16 protein-coding genes are annotated in these 15,564 nt (G+C 58.4%); 8 read left to right on the forward strand and 8 right to left on the reverse strand.

What is annotated here, in order from left to right:
- Positions 1–115: 115 nt before the first annotated feature.
- Positions 116–2,152 carry an NADH:flavin oxidoreductase gene (locus tag V1T76_RS09435; RefSeq protein WP_330560416.1) on the reverse strand — a complete coding sequence of 679 codons (2,037 nt, stop codon included), beginning with the start codon at positions 2,150–2,152 and terminating at the stop codon, positions 116–118.
- 169 nt (positions 2,153–2,321) lie between these two features.
- Here V1T76_RS09435 and V1T76_RS09440 point away from each other — a divergent pair, with 169 nt between their 5' ends.
- From V1T76_RS09440 to V1T76_RS09450, 3 genes are all read left to right on the forward strand, one after another.
- A complete protein-coding gene (locus V1T76_RS09440) occupies positions 2,322–2,975 on the forward strand; it encodes a TetR/AcrR family transcriptional regulator (RefSeq protein ID WP_330560417.1) in 654 nt (217 codons plus the stop codon).
- Positions 2,976–3,030: 55 nt separating this feature from the next.
- Positions 3,031–3,894 carry a helix-turn-helix domain-containing protein gene (locus tag V1T76_RS09445; RefSeq protein ID WP_330560418.1) on the forward strand — a complete coding sequence of 288 codons (864 nt, stop codon included), beginning with the start codon at positions 3,031–3,033 and terminating at the stop codon, positions 3,892–3,894.
- Positions 3,895–3,960: 66 nt separating this feature from the next.
- Entirely contained in the window at positions 3,961–4,371 is a 411-nt protein-coding gene (locus tag V1T76_RS09450; protein ID WP_330560419.1) for a VOC family protein, read from the forward strand.
- A gap of 66 nt (positions 4,372–4,437) precedes the next feature.
- Here V1T76_RS09450 and V1T76_RS09455 read toward each other — a convergent pair whose 3' ends face one another.
- Both V1T76_RS09455 and V1T76_RS09460 read right to left on the reverse strand, forming a co-directional pair.
- Positions 4,438–4,929, reverse strand: coding sequence for an Lrp/AsnC family transcriptional regulator (locus V1T76_RS09455; protein ID WP_208983979.1), 492 nt, complete (start codon positions 4,927–4,929; stop codon positions 4,438–4,440).
- Positions 4,930–5,087: 158 nt separating this feature from the next.
- Positions 5,088–5,732: a uracil-DNA glycosylase family protein gene (locus V1T76_RS09460; protein ID WP_330560420.1), complete on the reverse strand. Its 645-nt coding sequence runs from the start codon at positions 5,730–5,732 to the stop codon at positions 5,088–5,090.
- A gap of 130 nt (positions 5,733–5,862) precedes the next feature.
- On the opposite strand from V1T76_RS09460, the gene V1T76_RS09465 reads away from it, so the two are divergent.
- Complete coding sequence (locus tag V1T76_RS09465) at positions 5,863–7,419, forward strand: sensor histidine kinase (protein ID WP_330560421.1); 1,557 nt, start codon at positions 5,863–5,865, stop codon at positions 7,417–7,419.
- A gap of 60 nt (positions 7,420–7,479) precedes the next feature.
- On the opposite strand, the gene cobT is transcribed toward V1T76_RS09465, so the two are convergent.
- Entirely contained in the window at positions 7,480–8,505 is a 1,026-nt protein-coding gene (gene cobT / locus V1T76_RS09470; RefSeq protein ID WP_330560422.1) for a nicotinate-nucleotide--dimethylbenzimidazole phosphoribosyltransferase, read from the reverse strand.
- Positions 8,506–8,612: 107 nt separating this feature from the next.
- Between cobT and V1T76_RS09475 the strand changes: the two genes are divergently transcribed.
- The 4 genes from V1T76_RS09475 (at position 8,613) to V1T76_RS09490 (ending at position 11,694) form a co-directional block, all read left to right on the forward strand.
- Positions 8,613–9,485, forward strand: coding sequence for an adenosylcobinamide-GDP ribazoletransferase (locus V1T76_RS09475; protein WP_330560423.1), 873 nt, complete (start codon positions 8,613–8,615; stop codon positions 9,483–9,485).
- A 38-nt stretch (positions 9,486–9,523) separates the two neighbouring features.
- Positions 9,524–10,729 carry an alpha/beta hydrolase gene (locus V1T76_RS09480; protein ID WP_330560424.1) on the forward strand — a complete coding sequence of 402 codons (1,206 nt, stop codon included), beginning with the start codon at positions 9,524–9,526 and terminating at the stop codon, positions 10,727–10,729.
- Positions 10,730–10,801: 72 nt separating this feature from the next.
- Complete coding sequence (locus tag V1T76_RS09485) at positions 10,802–10,984, forward strand: DUF1289 domain-containing protein (protein ID WP_330560425.1); 183 nt, start codon at positions 10,802–10,804, stop codon at positions 10,982–10,984.
- Entirely contained in the window at positions 10,981–11,694 is a 714-nt protein-coding gene (locus V1T76_RS09490; protein WP_330560426.1) for a retropepsin-like aspartic protease family protein, read from the forward strand. Before V1T76_RS09485 ends, V1T76_RS09490 begins: the two co-directional genes overlap by 4 nt.
- A gap of 25 nt (positions 11,695–11,719) precedes the next feature.
- On the opposite strand, the gene dusA is transcribed toward V1T76_RS09490, so the two are convergent.
- The 4 genes from dusA to V1T76_RS09510 form a co-directional block, all read right to left on the reverse strand.
- Complete coding sequence (gene dusA / locus V1T76_RS09495) at positions 11,720–12,721, reverse strand: tRNA dihydrouridine(20/20a) synthase DusA (RefSeq protein WP_330560427.1); 1,002 nt, start codon at positions 12,719–12,721, stop codon at positions 11,720–11,722.
- A 132-nt stretch (positions 12,722–12,853) separates the two neighbouring features.
- Positions 12,854–13,387: a 4'-phosphopantetheinyl transferase family protein gene (locus V1T76_RS09500; protein ID WP_330560428.1), complete on the reverse strand. Its 534-nt coding sequence runs from the start codon at positions 13,385–13,387 to the stop codon at positions 12,854–12,856.
- 275 nt (positions 13,388–13,662) lie between these two features.
- Entirely contained in the window at positions 13,663–15,303 is a 1,641-nt protein-coding gene (locus tag V1T76_RS09505) for a cyclic peptide export ABC transporter (protein WP_330560429.1), read from the reverse strand.
- A 46-nt stretch (positions 15,304–15,349) separates the two neighbouring features.
- Positions 15,350–15,559 (reverse strand): MbtH family protein, encoded by a 210-nt coding sequence (locus V1T76_RS09510; protein WP_330560430.1) that lies wholly within the window; start codon positions 15,557–15,559, stop codon positions 15,350–15,352.
- Positions 15,560–15,564: the final 5 nt, after the last annotated feature.

Raw genomic sequence — 15,564 nt, forward strand, 5'->3', positions numbered from 1 at the left:
CCCTCTTTGCCCGGCACGTTAGGCGCACTCCTACCCACCGCCATAGCGCAAAAGCGTCATTTGCTTATCCGTGTAAGACGTTGCCTAATTTTTCCGCGTGCAGTGCAGCATCATATCAAATGTCCTTGACCAATCGTAACGCATCGTAGATCGCCGCGTGAGTGTTTCGTGCCGAAACAGCGTCGCCAATGCGATAAAGCGCGAAAGCGCCTTCCGGGTTGGCATCGAGCGGTTGCGGACGGCCGAAAATCAACGCTTCCTGCTGAACCGCACCAAGGTTTTTCGACAGCGGCTTCAGCTCGAAATAGAGTTCGTCCATCGGAATCGTACCGTGATTGACGACGATCTGGTCGAATTCCCGCTCTTCGGTGTGACTTGAATAGTCCGTTCCGACAACCGCTGTAATCATGTTGCCGGAGCGTTTTGCCGCTTTCAAACGGTAGGTGACGGTGAAGCGAACATCCTTGTCCTGCAAGGAGCGCATGTACGGCACCAGGTTCATGGCCATCACATCCGGAGCAAAGGATCTGTCCGGCGTCATGATCTCCACGTGGGCACCCGACTTTGCGATGATTTCGGCAGCCTGAAGTGCGGGATGATCGCCAGCATCGTCGTAAACGAGAACGCGTTTGCCCGGTTTGACATCGCCTGCGATGATATCCCAGGCCGACACGACGAGGTCATTGCCTTCACTCAGCACCTCCGTGTGCGGCAAACCACCCGTCGCGACGATGACGACGTCCGGATTTTCCTCCGTGATATCATATGCCTCGGCAAAAGTATTGAAGCGGAACTTTACTCCTTTTGCCTGGCATTGCTCCAGACGCCAGTCGATGATCGAGATCATCTCCCGCCGGCGTTCGGACTGTGCGGTGAGCCGTATCTGGCCCCCAGCGTGCGGAGCTGCTTCGAGGACGGTCACATCGTGACCGCGTTCGCCGGCGACACGCGCAGCTTCCATGCCGGCCGGACCAGCTCCAACGACAACCACCTTCTTTTTCGCATCAGCGGGCGGGATTTCATGCGGCATGGTCAGTTCCCGGCCAGTTGCCGGGTTGTGAATGCAAAGCGCTTCGCCGCCCTGATAAATCCGGTCGAGGCAATAGGTTGCCCCAACGCAGGGACGAATGTCGCCTTCCCGCTTTTCGGTGATCTTCTTGACGACCATCGGGTCTGCCATATGAGCCCGCGTCATGCCCACCATGTCCAACAGGCCTTCGGCAATGGCATGGCGAGCTGTTGCGACATCGGGGATCTTGGACGCGTGGAAGGTCGGCATGCCGATTTCCTTCTTGATGCGCCCGGCGAAATCCAGATGCGGTGCATTGCGCATTCCCTGTACAGGAATCACATCGGTCAACCCCGGGTCGGTGTCGATATGTCCGCGGATGACATTCAGAAAGTCGATCTTACCAGACGCCTTCAGCCGCCGGGCAATTTCCAGCCCTTCGTCTTCGGTGATGCCGCCTTCCAGGGTTTCATCCGCGGTGAAACGAATCCCCAGGATGAAGTCGTCACCGACCCTTTTTCGAATGGCGTCGATTACCTCAAGCGAAAACCGCATGCGGTTGTCGAGGGAACCTCCGTAGGGGCCGTCCAGCGTGTTGGTGACCGGTGACCAGAACTGGTCCATCAGATGCCCGTAGGCCTCCAATTCGATGCCGTCCATCCCACCCGTCTTCATCCGCTCCGCCGCATCGGCGTAGTCGGCGATGATGCGAGCGATGTCCCAGTCTTCCACCTGTTTGGGAAAGGCCCTGTGCGCCGCTTCACGTTCGTGGCTGGCGGATACCGCCGGCAACCAGTCTCCCTTGTTCCAGTGCGTACGGCGGCCAAGATGGGTTAGCTGGATCATCACGGCGCAGCCGTGCTCATGACAGGCGTCCGTCATCCGCTTGAGCCACGGCACCACCTCGTCCTTGTAGGCAAGGATGTTGTTGAACACGGGCGGTGAGTTTCGCGACACTGCGGCGGAGCCTGCCGTCATCGTCAGCGCGACACCGGCTTTCGCCCGAACTTCGTGATAGGCCCGATACCGATCCTTGGGCATGCCTTCTTCAGGATAGGCAGGCTCGTGCGAGGTGATCATGATCCGGTTTTTCAGCGTCAGATGCTTGAGCTGATAGGGCTGCAACAACGGATCTTTCGACATCTCTTCCCTCTCCAGGCATTCCACCGGATCAACGGTTTCCTCAGGTTTAAGCAGGTTAAGTCCCACCGAACGCCTTTGGAAAGTCTGAAAAGCGACACATGTGTCGGTTTTGTCGACATTAGTGTCTATTTCGATTGCCGGAGGCAAGGCGCTTTGTTATCGCAGGCTAATGAGCGACACATTGATGGAAAAGACATCCGGTTGGCGCGGCACACGCGAGGTCTGGATCGAAGCTGCCTACCAGGCGCTGATCGAACACGGCATAGAAGCCGTCAAGGTGATGCCGCTGGCAGACAGGCTGGGCCTGTCGAGAACCAGTTTCTACGGTCATTTTTCAGACCGGAAAGACCTGCTCGACGCCCTGATCACCCAATGGCAATCGAAAAACACCGGCAATCTGATCAAGCGAACCGAGGACTATGCGGAGACGATTACCGAAGCGCTGCTGAACCTGTTCGATTTGTGGCTGCTGCCGGAGCTGTTCGATTCCCGGCTGGAATTTGCCATGCGCAACTGGGCTCATGCGGACACCAGCCTTACACCGATGCTGGAAGAAGCCGACCGGGTGCGGATCGAAGCCTTCACAGCGATGTTCGAACGTTTCGGCTATGAACACGCCTCTGCTGGCGTGAGAGCCAACACCATGTATCTGACGCAGATCGGCTATATTTCGATCGTCAAGGACCGTCCAAACGAACCACTTGGCCCCAGGCTTCAGCGCATGCCCCATTACATCGAGATCTTCACCGGCAAAACCGTCTCCAAAGCAGAATTTGCGCGGTTCCTTGCGCGTCATCCGCTGCCGTCCGCCCAATCTGCGTAAATGAGGATGACCGCGTTCGAAGTTGATCCTATCCTGCCTCTTTGAAGGAAGGATCATGACGACGTCGCAAGCCCCCACTCCACCAGCCTCGTCGGCTCCGTCCGGCATAGATGCCGGGTTCTGGCGCCGAACGGCACCGGCGAGCTTGCGTGGCCTTTTTATGGACATTGTGGGCTATGAAGAACGGCACCCCCGGACGAACCGGCAGGTAGAAACCGCGTCCCTGACCATTCCCCTTATCCTGAGTTTCGGCGATCCGTTTGAAATCGCACTCGGCCATCGTCCGACGGCTGAAAATGCGCTTCCGAGCTTTGTGGCCGGGCTCAGCAGGTCACCGGCCTATATTCAGTCGAACGGGCGGGCAAAGTGTCTGCAGATCAATTTCACGCCCCTCGGGGCACGGCACTTTTTCCGATTTCCCATGGACCTCCTGACAGACCGAATGCTGCCATTTGCCGATATTGCCGAAGCCGATCTCTCTGAATTCGTCCGGCGGCTTGAGGATATGACGAGCTGGGAGGCCCGCCTTGACCATGCCCTTGCCTTCGTCACGCGGCGCATGCGGCAGGAAGCGGCTCAGTTGACGCCCGCCGATCATGTCCTCGCCAGGCTCATGCAGACAGGTGGGCGCGCCTCGGTCCGAACTCTGGCGATGGAAATCGGTTGGAGCAGAAAACATCTTGCCGAAAAATTTCGAAAGGATATCGGCCTTCGGCCCAAGATGGCGGCACGTGTCATTCGGTTCGGCCAGGTGCTGAAACAGGCGCAAAACAGCCACGATATCGATTGGGCGGGACTGGCTATCGATTGTGGCTACGCCGATCAGGCCCATCTCATTCGAGACTTTGCAGAGTTCTCCGGCAGCTCCCCGGAAGCCTGGCGTACACGGCTCCTCAATGGATCTGCCGGTGCGTGGTAGGTAACAAAACTTCAATCCAGCCAGAGCGCGAAGAGGTATCTCCTTTGTCATCAAAGGAGATGAGTCATGTCTTACGAAGCAAGCAGAATTTATCCCGTTTTCCGGTTCGGCAATGCCAATTCGATGATTGCCTGGCTCTGCGACACCTTGGGGTTCACCGAACACGAGGTTTACAGAGACGACCAGGGTGCCGTGGTGCACGGCGAACTGGCGTTCGGCTCGGCGTTGATCATGATCGGCCAGGCCAGAGACGATGCCTTTGCCAAGATCATCGGCGATCCGGACAGTCCTTGTGGCAAAGCCATCTATCTGGCTGTGGAGGACGCCGACATGCTTTTTGAACGGGCCACTGCGGCGGGAGCGACCATTCTGGAAGGCCTGACCGACCGGGACTATGGCAGCCGGGAATTCACTTGCCAGGACCCGGAAGAAAACATCTGGTGCATTGGAACCTATTGGCCAAAGACCAACACTTGACGAAGTCAGCGCGATGATTGAGCCGGCAGGGTTCGCTGGCCGGAACGGATTTTATCTCCGGCCAGTTCAATTGTCCCGATCAGGCTTAGGCTTTTCCGTTGCCACATAGCTGAGCGGAAGCGCCGTTGTGTTCTTGATCTGCTCCATGGCAAAGGTGGTCGACACGTCAGAGATGTCGATCCTGGCAATCAGCTTTTTGTAAAAGGCGTCATAAGCCTCGATGTCCGGCACGGCGACACGCAGCAGATAGTCCACCTGCCCTGCCATCCGGTAAAATTCGACCACTTCGGGAAACTCGCGGATGACATCGGCGAATTTCTTCAGCCAGTCTTCGGAATGCTGACTTGTGGTGATGGCAACGAACGCGGTTACCTTGGCATTGACCTTCGCCGGGTCCAGCAATGCTACGCGGCCGGTGATGACCCCGTCTTCTTCCATCTTCTGGATGCGGCGCCAGCAAGGCGTGGTCGACAAACCGACCCTGCGGCCGATCTCGGCCACCGGCACGGTGCAATCTTCCTGGAGAATGGAGAGGATGCGACGGTCGATACGATCAATCATATGTTCAAGATCCGGCCTGGAGCCACAGACTTTCCCGACCGCGCAGACCGCACCAAGTTGGGAAATCATTTTCAATAAAGATAAAAACTCGTAACGGAGTTTCAATGAAAATGTCAATTCTCACCGAATTGAGAATTATTTTCGAATTTTGGCATTTATGCCGTCTCTGTGAGGCGCTGCACCTCTTCCCTTAGAACCGGCAACAGATCTGTTTCAAACCAGGGATTTTTCCGAAGCCACGCATTGTTACGCCACGATGGGTGCGGAAGCGGCAAAACCGCTGGCTTCCCGGCTTCCCGTTTGTCGAAATGCTGGCGCCAGTTCGACACTGTCTCCGTCAGGGATTTCTGCCGGTTGGGGCCCAAATGATAGGCTTGGGCATATTGGCCGATGACGAGTACCAGTTCGATTTGTGGCATGGCGGCGAATAAACGGTCATGCCAGGCCTTGCGGCATTCCGGGCGCGGCGGCAGGTCTCCGCCTTTGGCGTCCAGTCCCGGAAAACAGAATCCCATCGGTACGATCGCCAATTTGCCGGCGTCGTAGAAAATTTCTTCGTCAATGCCCATCCAGCTCCGCAACCGGTCTCCTGAAGGGTCGGTGAACGGCCGACCGCTCTGGTGAACCCGCGTTCCGGGCGCCTGCCCACACACGCAAAGCCTTGCTGTTCCAGACACTTGCAACACTGGTCTGGGCTCATGCGGCAACGCCGACCTTTCCGGTTTCTCAACGCAGATACGGCACGCCCGCACCTTGGCGGCAAGTGTGTCGAGCGTTTCTGAATTCGTCTTTTCTGACAATGAGTTGCACCTTGGCACATCCGGTTAACGGTTCACTTACCACGATCTTGAGGACGATCTTAAGGAATGGTGAGTCAAGGTGAATAAACACGCAGTAGTGCGATAACAAAATCAAAACTTTGGGCGGCAAATGGGATCCGTTGCGTCAGAAACCGGCGACGACACAGTCACCATCAACGAACAGCGCGCCAAGCGCCGTCGGGAGATGGCGCGGTCTGTCAACGATGTGCGCAGCCGCCTCGGCGCGCCCGACAACTGGTACACGACCTTCGATCTGGAACGCCAGCATCTCTTTGCCGATACGCGCATCAACGCCGCTTATGCGGTGCCGCTGCTGGCCTTGATCGTAGCGGCCATATCCGTCCTGTGGATCAACCCGCTCTTCATCGGCGCGTGGTTCGCGGTCACGCTCTGCACCCACTTCATGATGGTGGTCACAAGCCATTCCTATGAGAAGGCGCCTTCGGACCAGAAGGCCCGAATATACTGGCGCCGCAGGTTCGCTTTTGGCGATTTCATTTACGGCTGCAGCTGGGCCAGCTTCTTTCTGCTGCCGCAGACAAGCGAATCCGGCGACGGGTTTGTCATCTTTCATTTCGCGACGCTTCTGATCGTCGTCGCCATGAATACGATGCAATCAGCAACCTTGCCGAAATGCCTGCTGGCCAGCACCTTGCCCATGACCCTGATCGTCACCGTCAGCTTCCTGCAGCAGGTAACCCCGATCCATTACACGCTCGCTGCCATGGCAATCGGGGCGCAAGGCTTTTTCCTGATCCTGGGCAACCAGCTTTTGAAGAATGCCAACACGATGCTGGAGTACCGGGCCGACAAGGATCACCTGATCGTCGAACTGGAAAGCGCGAATGCGATGTCGGATGAAGCCCGCCGCCGGGCGGAAGCCGCCAACCTTGCCAAGTCCCGTTTTCTGGCCACGATGAGCCATGAACTGCGCACCCCGCTCAACGCCATCCTCGGGTTTTCCGAAATCATGAAGGATGAAGTGCTCGGCAAGATGCACAACAAGAACTACCAGTCCTATGCCGAAGACATTCACGGCTCTGGACAGCACCTGCTCAACCTGATCAACGAAATTCTGGACCTGTCCCGCATTGAGGCCGGCCGGCACGAATTGCATGAGGAACCGATCTTTCTGGACGACATCGTCGAGGAATGCGGAACCATGATGAAGGTCCGGGCAAAGGCAAAGAGGATCACCCTGCACCACACGCACGAGCCGGATCTGCCCCGCGTGTGGGCGGACGAGCGCGCCCTGCGTCAGGTCGTGCTCAATCTCCTGTCCAACTCGGTGAAATTCACCCCTGTGAATGGCGAAGTCTGGATCAAGGTCGGTCCGACCTCAGACGGTGGGCAATATGTATCGATCAAGGATACCGGCCCCGGCATTCCGGAAGACGAAATTCCAACCGTTCTGGAAGCCTTTGGCCAAGGCTCGCATGCCATCAAGACGGCAGAACCGGGGACGGGCCTCGGCCTGTCCATCGTGCAGGCCCTCATCGCCATGCATGACGGCAAGTTCTCGCTGAATTCCAAGCCGGGAGAAGGCACAGAGGTGATCGTGACCCTGCCAAGGGCGCGGATCATGAACTATTCGCCGGATGTCATCTGGGTGGATCCGAACGACAAGGACAACAGCTTCCCGTCAGGCAAGGCAAGATCGGCCTGAACCAACCCGCATCTGCGCATCGGGCCGTTTCAAACGGCTCAACGCCTATCAGCCCGTTGGTCAGTCGTCCTTTTCAGAGACACCGGCATCGGCGAATGTGGCCATGCCGGAATGCATTTCGGCAGCTGCCTTGGCAATGCCGGCCGCCAGCGCGGCGCCCGAGCCCTCTCCGAGCCGCATGCCGAAATCGAGCAGCGCTTCCTTGCCCATGTGATCCAGCACTTTTCCATGTGCCTGTTCTGCGGAAACATGAGCGAACAGGCAGTGATCGAGACCTGCCGGATCCATTGCGTAGACGACAGCCGCAGCCGCCGTCGTTACGAAACCATCGACGATCACCGGAACGCGCTGCAGGCGTGCGGCAATGATGAGGCCGGTCATGGCTGCAATCTCGCGGCCACCGATGCGGCGCAAGATTTCCAGCGGATCCCGCTCGCCGTTCAACCGTGCGACGGCTTTTTCGACCGCGTCACGCTTGCGTGCAAGGCCCTCATCATCGACGCCGGTGCCACGGCCGATCCAGTCCTCGGCCTTGCCGCCGAAAAGCGCGTTGATAACCGCAGCGGCGACGGTGGTGTTGCCGATCCCCATTTCACCAAGGCAGATGAGGTCAATGCCTCCGGCCAGCGCTTCCATGCCGTAAGCCATGGTCGCGGCGCAATTGGCCTCGTCCATCGCGTCTTCCCGCGTGATGCTGGGCGTCGGCATGTCGACCGCCAGATCAAAAACCTTCAGGCCGATGTCATATGCTCGGCAAAGCTGGTTGATCGCAGCCCCACCTGCCGCAAAGTTCTCAACCATCTGCCGATTGACCGCACTCGGAAAGGCAGACACGCCTTCGTCCGCGACGCCGTGGGCGGTCGCGAAGATGCCGACCATCGGCCGTGTGATCTTCGGCGGCGCCTTGCCGGACCATGCCGCCAGCCACTCGGCTATTTCCTCAAGCTTTCCGAGCGAACCGGCAGGCTTGGTCAGCTCCGCATCGCGCGCTTTCACTTTCGCAAGGGCGTCCTCATCCGGACCTGGCATGGACTTCACCAGATTGCGGATATCGTCAAAAGGCAGCGCGGTCTCGGAGAGGGACATGTTTTTTCAGGTTCCGGTTGTTCGCGGCCGTCAAGCGGCCACTTGGTCTGGCTTTGCCGCTGTTCTATAACTTCGCCCTGCTAAAACTCAAGCACGGGACCGGCCTGATGAGCTCTGAAACCGACCAAGGGCCTGATTCACAGGTGAAATCGCGGTCCAAGAAAACATGGGATCGAAACCAGGCCGCACTGCGCGGGCTGACGGAGCTCGCCGCGGACACCGCAGCCTGCGTACGATTCTTCTCGCGCCTGTCGATGCCAGCGGTCAACGCGCTCGACAATCCGATGGCACCACCCGACTTTGTGCGCATTGCCCGCGCAGCCCCTCTGGCGGGGGCCGTCATTGCCCTGCCCGCGGCCGGCGTCGGTGTTGCGCTCGGTTTCACGCAGTTGCCGCTTCTGGTCGTCGCCATCCTCCTGACCGGCGTCCTTGCCGCAACGACAGGTGCTCTTCACGAGGACGGGCTGAGCGATGTTGCCGACGGCTTCTTTGGCGGGCCAACACGCGAAAGACGGCTCGACATCATGAAGGACAGCCGGATCGGAGCCTTCGGCGCCCTTGCCATGATGGTCTCGGTGCTGCTGCGCGTCGCGCTGCTTGCAGCGCTGTGGCAGAGGTTCGATCCGGCAGATGCCGCGCTGCTGTTTCTGGCTGGTGAGGCTCTCAGCCGTATGCTGCTTGTCTGGCAGTGGCAATATCTGCCGTCAGCCAGGCCAGGCGGGCTCGGAGCGCGCTTCGGCAAACCATCCCGCACGACGGTGCTCCAGGCGTTTTTGGTCACGCTTCCCCTGCTGCTGCCAGCCCTCCTTTTGCTTTCCTTGCCCTCCCTGCTGCTTGCCGTTTTTGTTGCTTTTTCGGCGGCATACGCCACCGGTCGGCTTGCCCTATCGAAAATCGGCGGAACTACGGGCGATGTTTTAGGCGCGGTTCAACAACTCAGCGGCCTTGGCTTTCTGACAGGGATGCTTATGGTGCCTTGAGAAACGGATATTCAGGCAAGGGCCTGGGCGACACGGGAATGGCTCACATGTTGGTATCGGGCAGTTCAATTGAACGCCAGGGATGGTGGCTGCGGACCACAGTCCTGCTGATCGTTCTTGCCGTCTTGTCCGCGTGCTCCGGACGGCCCGACGTTGGCGTTCTCGCTCTCAACGAAGAACCTGCTGCCGGTGCCAGGGTGAGCGATATTCTGATTGTCACCACCCGCAAGCGGGACGAGCGACCGGACACCTATTTCAGCGGAGAGCGTGCTTCGGAGATCAATTACGCGGAAGCTTCGATTTCCGTACCGCCGTCTCACAAGCCCGGTCAGATCGAATGGCCGGAGAAATCACCCGGGAACCCCAAGACCGACTTCGTCGCGCGTGAGGCGAGCTATATCGCGGACAAGGCAGCCTTCCGGAAATCGGTCAATGACCGACTTGCCGCCCTGCCGCGTGGCAAGCGCGACATCATCCTGTTCATTCATGGCTACAACACGCGTTTTGCGGAAGGGCTTTACCGCTTCGTCCAGATCGTCAACGACAGTCAGTTCAAAGGTGTACCTGTCCTGTTTACCTGGGCCTCGCGTGGCAATCTGACAGACTATGTCTATGACCTGAACAGTGCTGCGATTGCGCGCGGCGCACTTGAAGAAACCCTGGTCGAACTGTCCAAGACCAAGGCCGACAACATAACTGTCCTGGCACACTCCATGGGCAATTGGCTGTTGATGGAAACCGCGGTCCAGGCACGGACGGAGAACCGCCGGCTGATCGCGCAACACGTCGACGACATCGTCATGGCTGCACCGGACATCGACATTGACCTATTCAAGTCCCAACTGAAACGGCTTGGTCCACAACCCCGGCCTTTTACGGTTATCGTTTCCCAAGACGACAAGGCTCTGCGTATTTCGCGCGCCATTGCCGGCGGCAAGGAACGTGTCGGCTCCTATTCGGACGATCTGGAGCTTGCAGAACTCGGCGCGGTGGTGATTGACGTGACCGAGCTTCAATCGCTCGACAGCACCAACCACTCGAAGTTCGCGCAGCTTGCGCAACTCAGGCCGGAACTGCGCAAAGCGCTCGGAAGTTCTGCGCTTGGTTCCAATGCAGACCAGCAACGGGGTGCCAATCTGGGTGACGACCTGGGGTCCTTTGTCGGCACGACGGCACAAGCGGCGGTTACCTTGCCGATCAAGGTCATCACCGCACCGTTCACCTATGCGTCAGGCGGCTTTTGATGCCGCCCTATTTCGCAGCTTTCCGCCCATTCTAGTCTTGGCAACGCCATAATCTGCCGCCATATGCGCTTCATGAAATCACCCTGCATCAACATCTGCCAGATCGACGCCAAATCAGGCCTGTGCACAGGTTGCCTGCGCACCCTGGACGAAATCGCATCCTGGGCGGGTTACACGGACGCCAAGCGCAGCCAGATCCTTGCGGAATTGCCAAACCGGACCGTGCACCATCCGCAGGCTGGAGAGCGCGAATGAACACCCCGAAGCGCTTCCGTGGGCTGATGGTCGTCATACTGGTTCTGGTGATGGCCGGTGCCGCATTCTATGCCTTTTTTGGTGACCCGACCGACCCGGCCAATGTCAATTTCGATGACAGCGGCCCCCGGGTCGTGGCCCTGTCCGCGCTTGCCTTCGTATTTCTGGCCAGTTTCCTGTTCGGCCAGCCGAAAGCGCGCGAGATCCTGCACGGAACGGTCTTCTGGGGCGGGTTCTGTGCTCTGCTCGTCGTCGGTTATGTCTACAAGGCGGACCTGGTTCAGGCCGGCTACCGGGTTCTTGGCGCACTGGCGCCTGGCCTCGCCGTCACCCAGCCGGATGGGACCATTTTGATTGTCCGGGACGCCGGCGGGCACTTTGTGCTGGATGGACGCATCAATGGCGCCCGCGCCGAGTTTCTGCTGGATACAGGCGCCAGTGCCGTCGTCCTGACCTACGAGGACGCGATACGGGCGGGGTACCGTCCACAAGATCTGACTTTCTCCGTGCCTGTTTCAACCGCCAACGGGCGCGCGCTCGTTGCCCCGGTCAAGATCGACTCAATCACCATCGGCGATCACACGCTGCGCAACATCCGGGGCTTCGTCGGCCGGCAAGGCACGCTCGATTCCAGCCTCTTCGGCATGACAGCTCTCGACCATCTGCGCAGTTGGCGGATTGAGGGCGACAAGCTTATTATGACGCCCTGAACGGATTGGGACCTTCGCTGTAGCCCTATTCGGCTGCCGCCAGGTCGGCTCCGGCCGGACTGACCGCAGCCAGCGCCTTCTCGACCACTTCAAGGCCAGCACCCGGCTTGATCGCTTCCACCGTCAGAATCCGCCGCCAGGACCGGGCGCCAGGGCGCCCGTGGAACAGGCCCAGCATGTGCCGTGTCATATGCGCCAGCTTCACGCCCTTTGTCAGTTGCGCTTCCAGATAAGGCATATGTGCCTTGACCGCGTCCCAGGGCGAAATATCCGGCCCTGACGCGCCATAAAGCCGCCGGTCGACCTCTCCCATGACCTGTGGGGTGTGATAGGCAGCACGGCCGAACATCAGTCCATCAAGTGTTTCCAGAAACGGTTCCGCCTGATCCAGCGTCTGCAGTCCACCATTAAGGCCTATGAACCTGTCCGGCAGGCGCTGCTTCAACCGCAGCACCCGCTCATAGTCGAGCGGCGGAATATCCCGGTTTTCCTTGGGGCTGAGCCCTTTGAGCCAGGCCTTGCGCGCATGCACCCACAAGGCATCCGCGCCGGACGCAAATACGGCATCCGCCATGGCATCAAGTGCCACTTCAGGATCCTGCTCGTCCACACCGATCCGGCATTTCACGGTCACGGGAAAATCGACGGCAGCCTTCATTGTCTCGACGCACGCGGCCACCAAGGCCGGTTCTTCCATCAGGCAAGCGCCAAAGCGGCCGGACTGAACCCTGTCCGACGGGCAGCCGACATTAATATTGACCTCGTCATAGCCGAAATCGGCAACGATCCGTGCCGCTTCCGCCATGTCCTTCGGATCCGATCCGCCCAACTGGCAGGCAACCGGATGCTCGATATCGGAAAAGCCCAGGAGATGTTCCCGGTCGCCATGGATCACCGCGCCAGTCGTCACCATCTCCGTGTAGAGCAGCGCACGCCGCGTCAGTTGCCGATGGAATGCACGGCAATGACGATCGGTCCACTCCATCATCGGAGCGATGGAAAATTTATGCTCTTGATACTTTTGCATTTTTCTTCAACTGCACGGAACTGGTACCGGATATCCATCATCCGGTTGGGACAATTGCCATTGGGCGTTGTCCGAGTTTGATCTCATTTGGATCATGTCGAGTTGACGCGAGATAGCAAATTTGGACGCTTTTCAAAAGCTCCGGTTTGCAGAAAGACTCATTTCAATGTCCCTTGCGTCAACTTCGCCAAAGACCGCCAGCGCGACACGCCACTGACCTGGACACCTGCAGATCTGGAAGGAACTGTTCGGACGAGCAAGGTCTGGTGGGGCAGAGAGCGCGATGTCGCGGTCCCCGACCAAGTTAAAGCTGACAGTGGTGAGGTCGGCGGTAATACCCAATCCACCTGCCTTCAGAAACGCCTCTTTCAGCGTCCAGAAATCGAGAAATCTTGAGGTTTTGTCGGAACCTTCACGTGTCGAAAGGTCCCGTCTTTCACCGGGTGAACACACGTCTCGCATCAACTGATCCACCTCAATCGCGCGCTGATCCGTTTCCGCGTCTATGCCGATAGCGCCTTCCTTCGTTGCGGCACAAGCGACCAGTCCGCGTGTGTGCGTCAGACTGAAGTCGAGGTCTGGTCGGCCTGCAACGGCAGGCTTGCCGGAAGCCAAGGACGCAAACTGCCAGTCGCGCGGTGCCGTGACAGGTTCCAGATCGCTCAAGGTTCGCCGCAGCAAGGCGTGCGCACATGCGTAATCCTTCCGGTCCTGATCAAAATGTAATGCCCGGAACCGCTGCAATTCTTCCTGAGACAGAGTTTGCAAAGCGGCGTTAAGATCATCTGCCCCGCAGCTATCCGTCTCCAAAATGCTTACGCTGGCGTTCGGCAAGTTCTCTCCAGGATAGCTGGTCGTCGGCATCGTTTCCCGGTCAGATCGCCTCGGAAGAAGGGTGTGCCCCCCGGTTGCGCCCGGTTTGCCTGCCCTCGCCCATCGCCTTAAGCCGTGGCATCAGCCGGACTAGACACCTTGCTGATCCTGCCCTCTTCCATCCAGACGATCTTGTCGGCGACATCGAAGTATCGGTCGTCATGCGTGATCGCGATGACGGTGCGGCCTTCTTTCTTCAGCTTCGTCAGGAAATCGGTATAGAACCAGCGCCGGTATTCCGGGTCCTGATCGGCAGCCCATTCGTCGAACAGGTAGACATCCCTGTCTTCCAGCAGGGCAACCACCATGGCAAGTCGCTTTCTCTGGCCAGTGGACAGGTTTGTCGTGCTGAACCGGTTGTTCCGGTAGTGAACCTTCTCGTCCAGCTTCATGTCTTCCAGCAGATCATAAAGCTTCTGCTCGTCCGTCAGATCCACGCCGTAGAGCCGGTCGAACAGGTGGAAGTCGGAAAAGATGACGGAGAACAGGCTTCGGTACCGGTCGATGTTTTCCGGTTTCACGACCTTGTCGTCCCACGACAGGTGCCCGCCACTTGGTTCATAAAGCCCGGTCAGGATCTTCGCGAGGGTCGACTTGCCACTGCCGTTGCCGCCGACTATGAAGACCATTTCTCCGGATGCGATGTCCAGATCGCAAGGCCCGACCGAAAAGGGACGGTCGCCGTTTTCACTGTGATAAGTGTAGGCGATCTTCTTCAATGAGATGCCTTTTGAGAGCTTCGCCTGACGGACTTCGGTGCGTTCCACGGCCGCCTCGCCGTGCTTTTCCAGAAGTTCTCGCAATTCCTCGATATTGGACACGGCCAGATTGGCTCGGGAGACCACCGGCAACATGCGGATGATCGACGTGATTGCGCCGCTGGCAAAGACAATCACGGTGACAATCTTGCCCGGGATCGACAGATCCGAGACATAGAACGGAATGGCAAAGACCAGCGTTCCCATGAGCGTATAGAAGAAGACATCGCTGACCGACTGGCCGTAATTGAAGGACCTGCCGGATTCCACCCGAAGATCCTCGACCTGCTCCGATCGCGGAATGATATAGTTGTGGAAGAGGTCGTCACTGCGCTGTGCGTTCAGCTTCACTTCCTTGAAGCCACTCAGAATGTTCTCGAAGCTGTTGTGAAAGGCCTGCTCGCTCAGGCTTGCCTGGCGCATCAGTTCTTCCGCATCGCGGTAGCTCTTGCGATAAAAGAAGACGGCGCCCGCCAGAAAGGCCAGTGTGACGGCAAAGGCAAGCGGCGACAGGTAGCAGATATAGAGTGCCGACATGACCAATTGCATGACAAAGTAGATCAGGCCCACAAGCGCCGGCGCTGTTTCCTCGATTGTCTGATGGTCACGACCCACTGCCGCCCGAATGCGGTTGAGACCGATTTCTTCTACGGTCGCAAGGTTGAGACTGCGGACCTGCGCGGTCACCCGGATCCGCAGGCGGCACAGATAATCGGCGATGATTGCGGTCGCCATGTTGAGCGCCCGGTTCATCGTGAACAGAACGGTCGCGCAGCCCAGCACGAAAAGGCCGAGATATTGCCACTGAAGACCGGTGTTCTGCTGGTAGTTTGTCACCGCGTTGATGACGGCGATGATGAGCCCCATGACCAGCCCGGGCACCAGGGACAACAGCAGGAAGGTGCGTTTGCTGTCGCCCGCTTCACGATACAAAAGACGAAAGAAATTCATCGAAAAACAGGCGCTCCGGGTGGGTCTTCACCGTTTGAGAAATATGTCAGCTTACGGCAGCGTCTCGAAGGCTTTTCGGGCGGATGTCCGTCCAGTTCTCGTTGACATAGTCCACGCAGTCCTGCCGCTTTCCGGGACCGAAAACCGACCGCCAGCCTTCGGGAATGGGCACGAAATCGGGCCAGAGGGAATGCTGTTCCTCATCATTCACCAACACATGGAAAATGCCGTCCGGATCGTCGAATGGATTTGTCATCGCCG

Origin of the sequence: Roseibium sp. FZY0029 (assembly GCF_036350355.1) — a bacterium.
GTDB lineage: Bacteria > Pseudomonadota > Alphaproteobacteria > Rhizobiales > Stappiaceae > Roseibium.

Bases quoted from the DNA above. Each gene is read 5' to 3' on its own strand.
- V1T76_RS09510 (WP_330560430.1), bottom strand. From the start codon at position 15,559: ATGACAAATCCATTCGACGATCCGGACGGCATTTTCCATGTGTTGGTG.
- V1T76_RS09450 (WP_330560419.1), top strand. From the start codon at position 3,961: ATGTCTTACGAAGCAAGCAGAATTTATCCCGTTTTCCGGTTCGGCAAT.
- dusA (WP_330560427.1), bottom strand. From the start codon at position 12,721: ATGCAAAAGTATCAAGAGCATAAATTTTCCATCGCTCCGATGATGGAG.
- V1T76_RS09505 (WP_330560429.1), bottom strand. From the start codon at position 15,303: ATGAATTTCTTTCGTCTTTTGTATCGTGAAGCGGGCGACAGCAAACGC.
- V1T76_RS09490 (WP_330560426.1), top strand. From the start codon at position 10,981: ATGAACACCCCGAAGCGCTTCCGTGGGCTGATGGTCGTCATACTGGTT.
- cobT (WP_330560422.1), bottom strand. From the start codon at position 8,505: ATGTCCCTCTCCGAGACCGCGCTGCCTTTTGACGATATCCGCAATCTG.
- V1T76_RS09485 (WP_330560425.1), top strand. From the start codon at position 10,802: ATGAAATCACCCTGCATCAACATCTGCCAGATCGACGCCAAATCAGGC.
- V1T76_RS09445 (WP_330560418.1), top strand. From the start codon at position 3,031: ATGACGACGTCGCAAGCCCCCACTCCACCAGCCTCGTCGGCTCCGTCC.
- V1T76_RS09480 (WP_330560424.1), top strand. From the start codon at position 9,524: ATGGCTCACATGTTGGTATCGGGCAGTTCAATTGAACGCCAGGGATGG.
- V1T76_RS09435 (WP_330560416.1), bottom strand. From the start codon at position 2,152: ATGTCGAAAGATCCGTTGTTGCAGCCCTATCAGCTCAAGCATCTGACG.
- V1T76_RS09440 (WP_330560417.1), top strand. From the start codon at position 2,322: ATGAGCGACACATTGATGGAAAAGACATCCGGTTGGCGCGGCACACGC.
- V1T76_RS09475 (WP_330560423.1), top strand. From the start codon at position 8,613: ATGAGCTCTGAAACCGACCAAGGGCCTGATTCACAGGTGAAATCGCGG.
- V1T76_RS09465 (WP_330560421.1), top strand. From the start codon at position 5,863: ATGGGATCCGTTGCGTCAGAAACCGGCGACGACACAGTCACCATCAAC.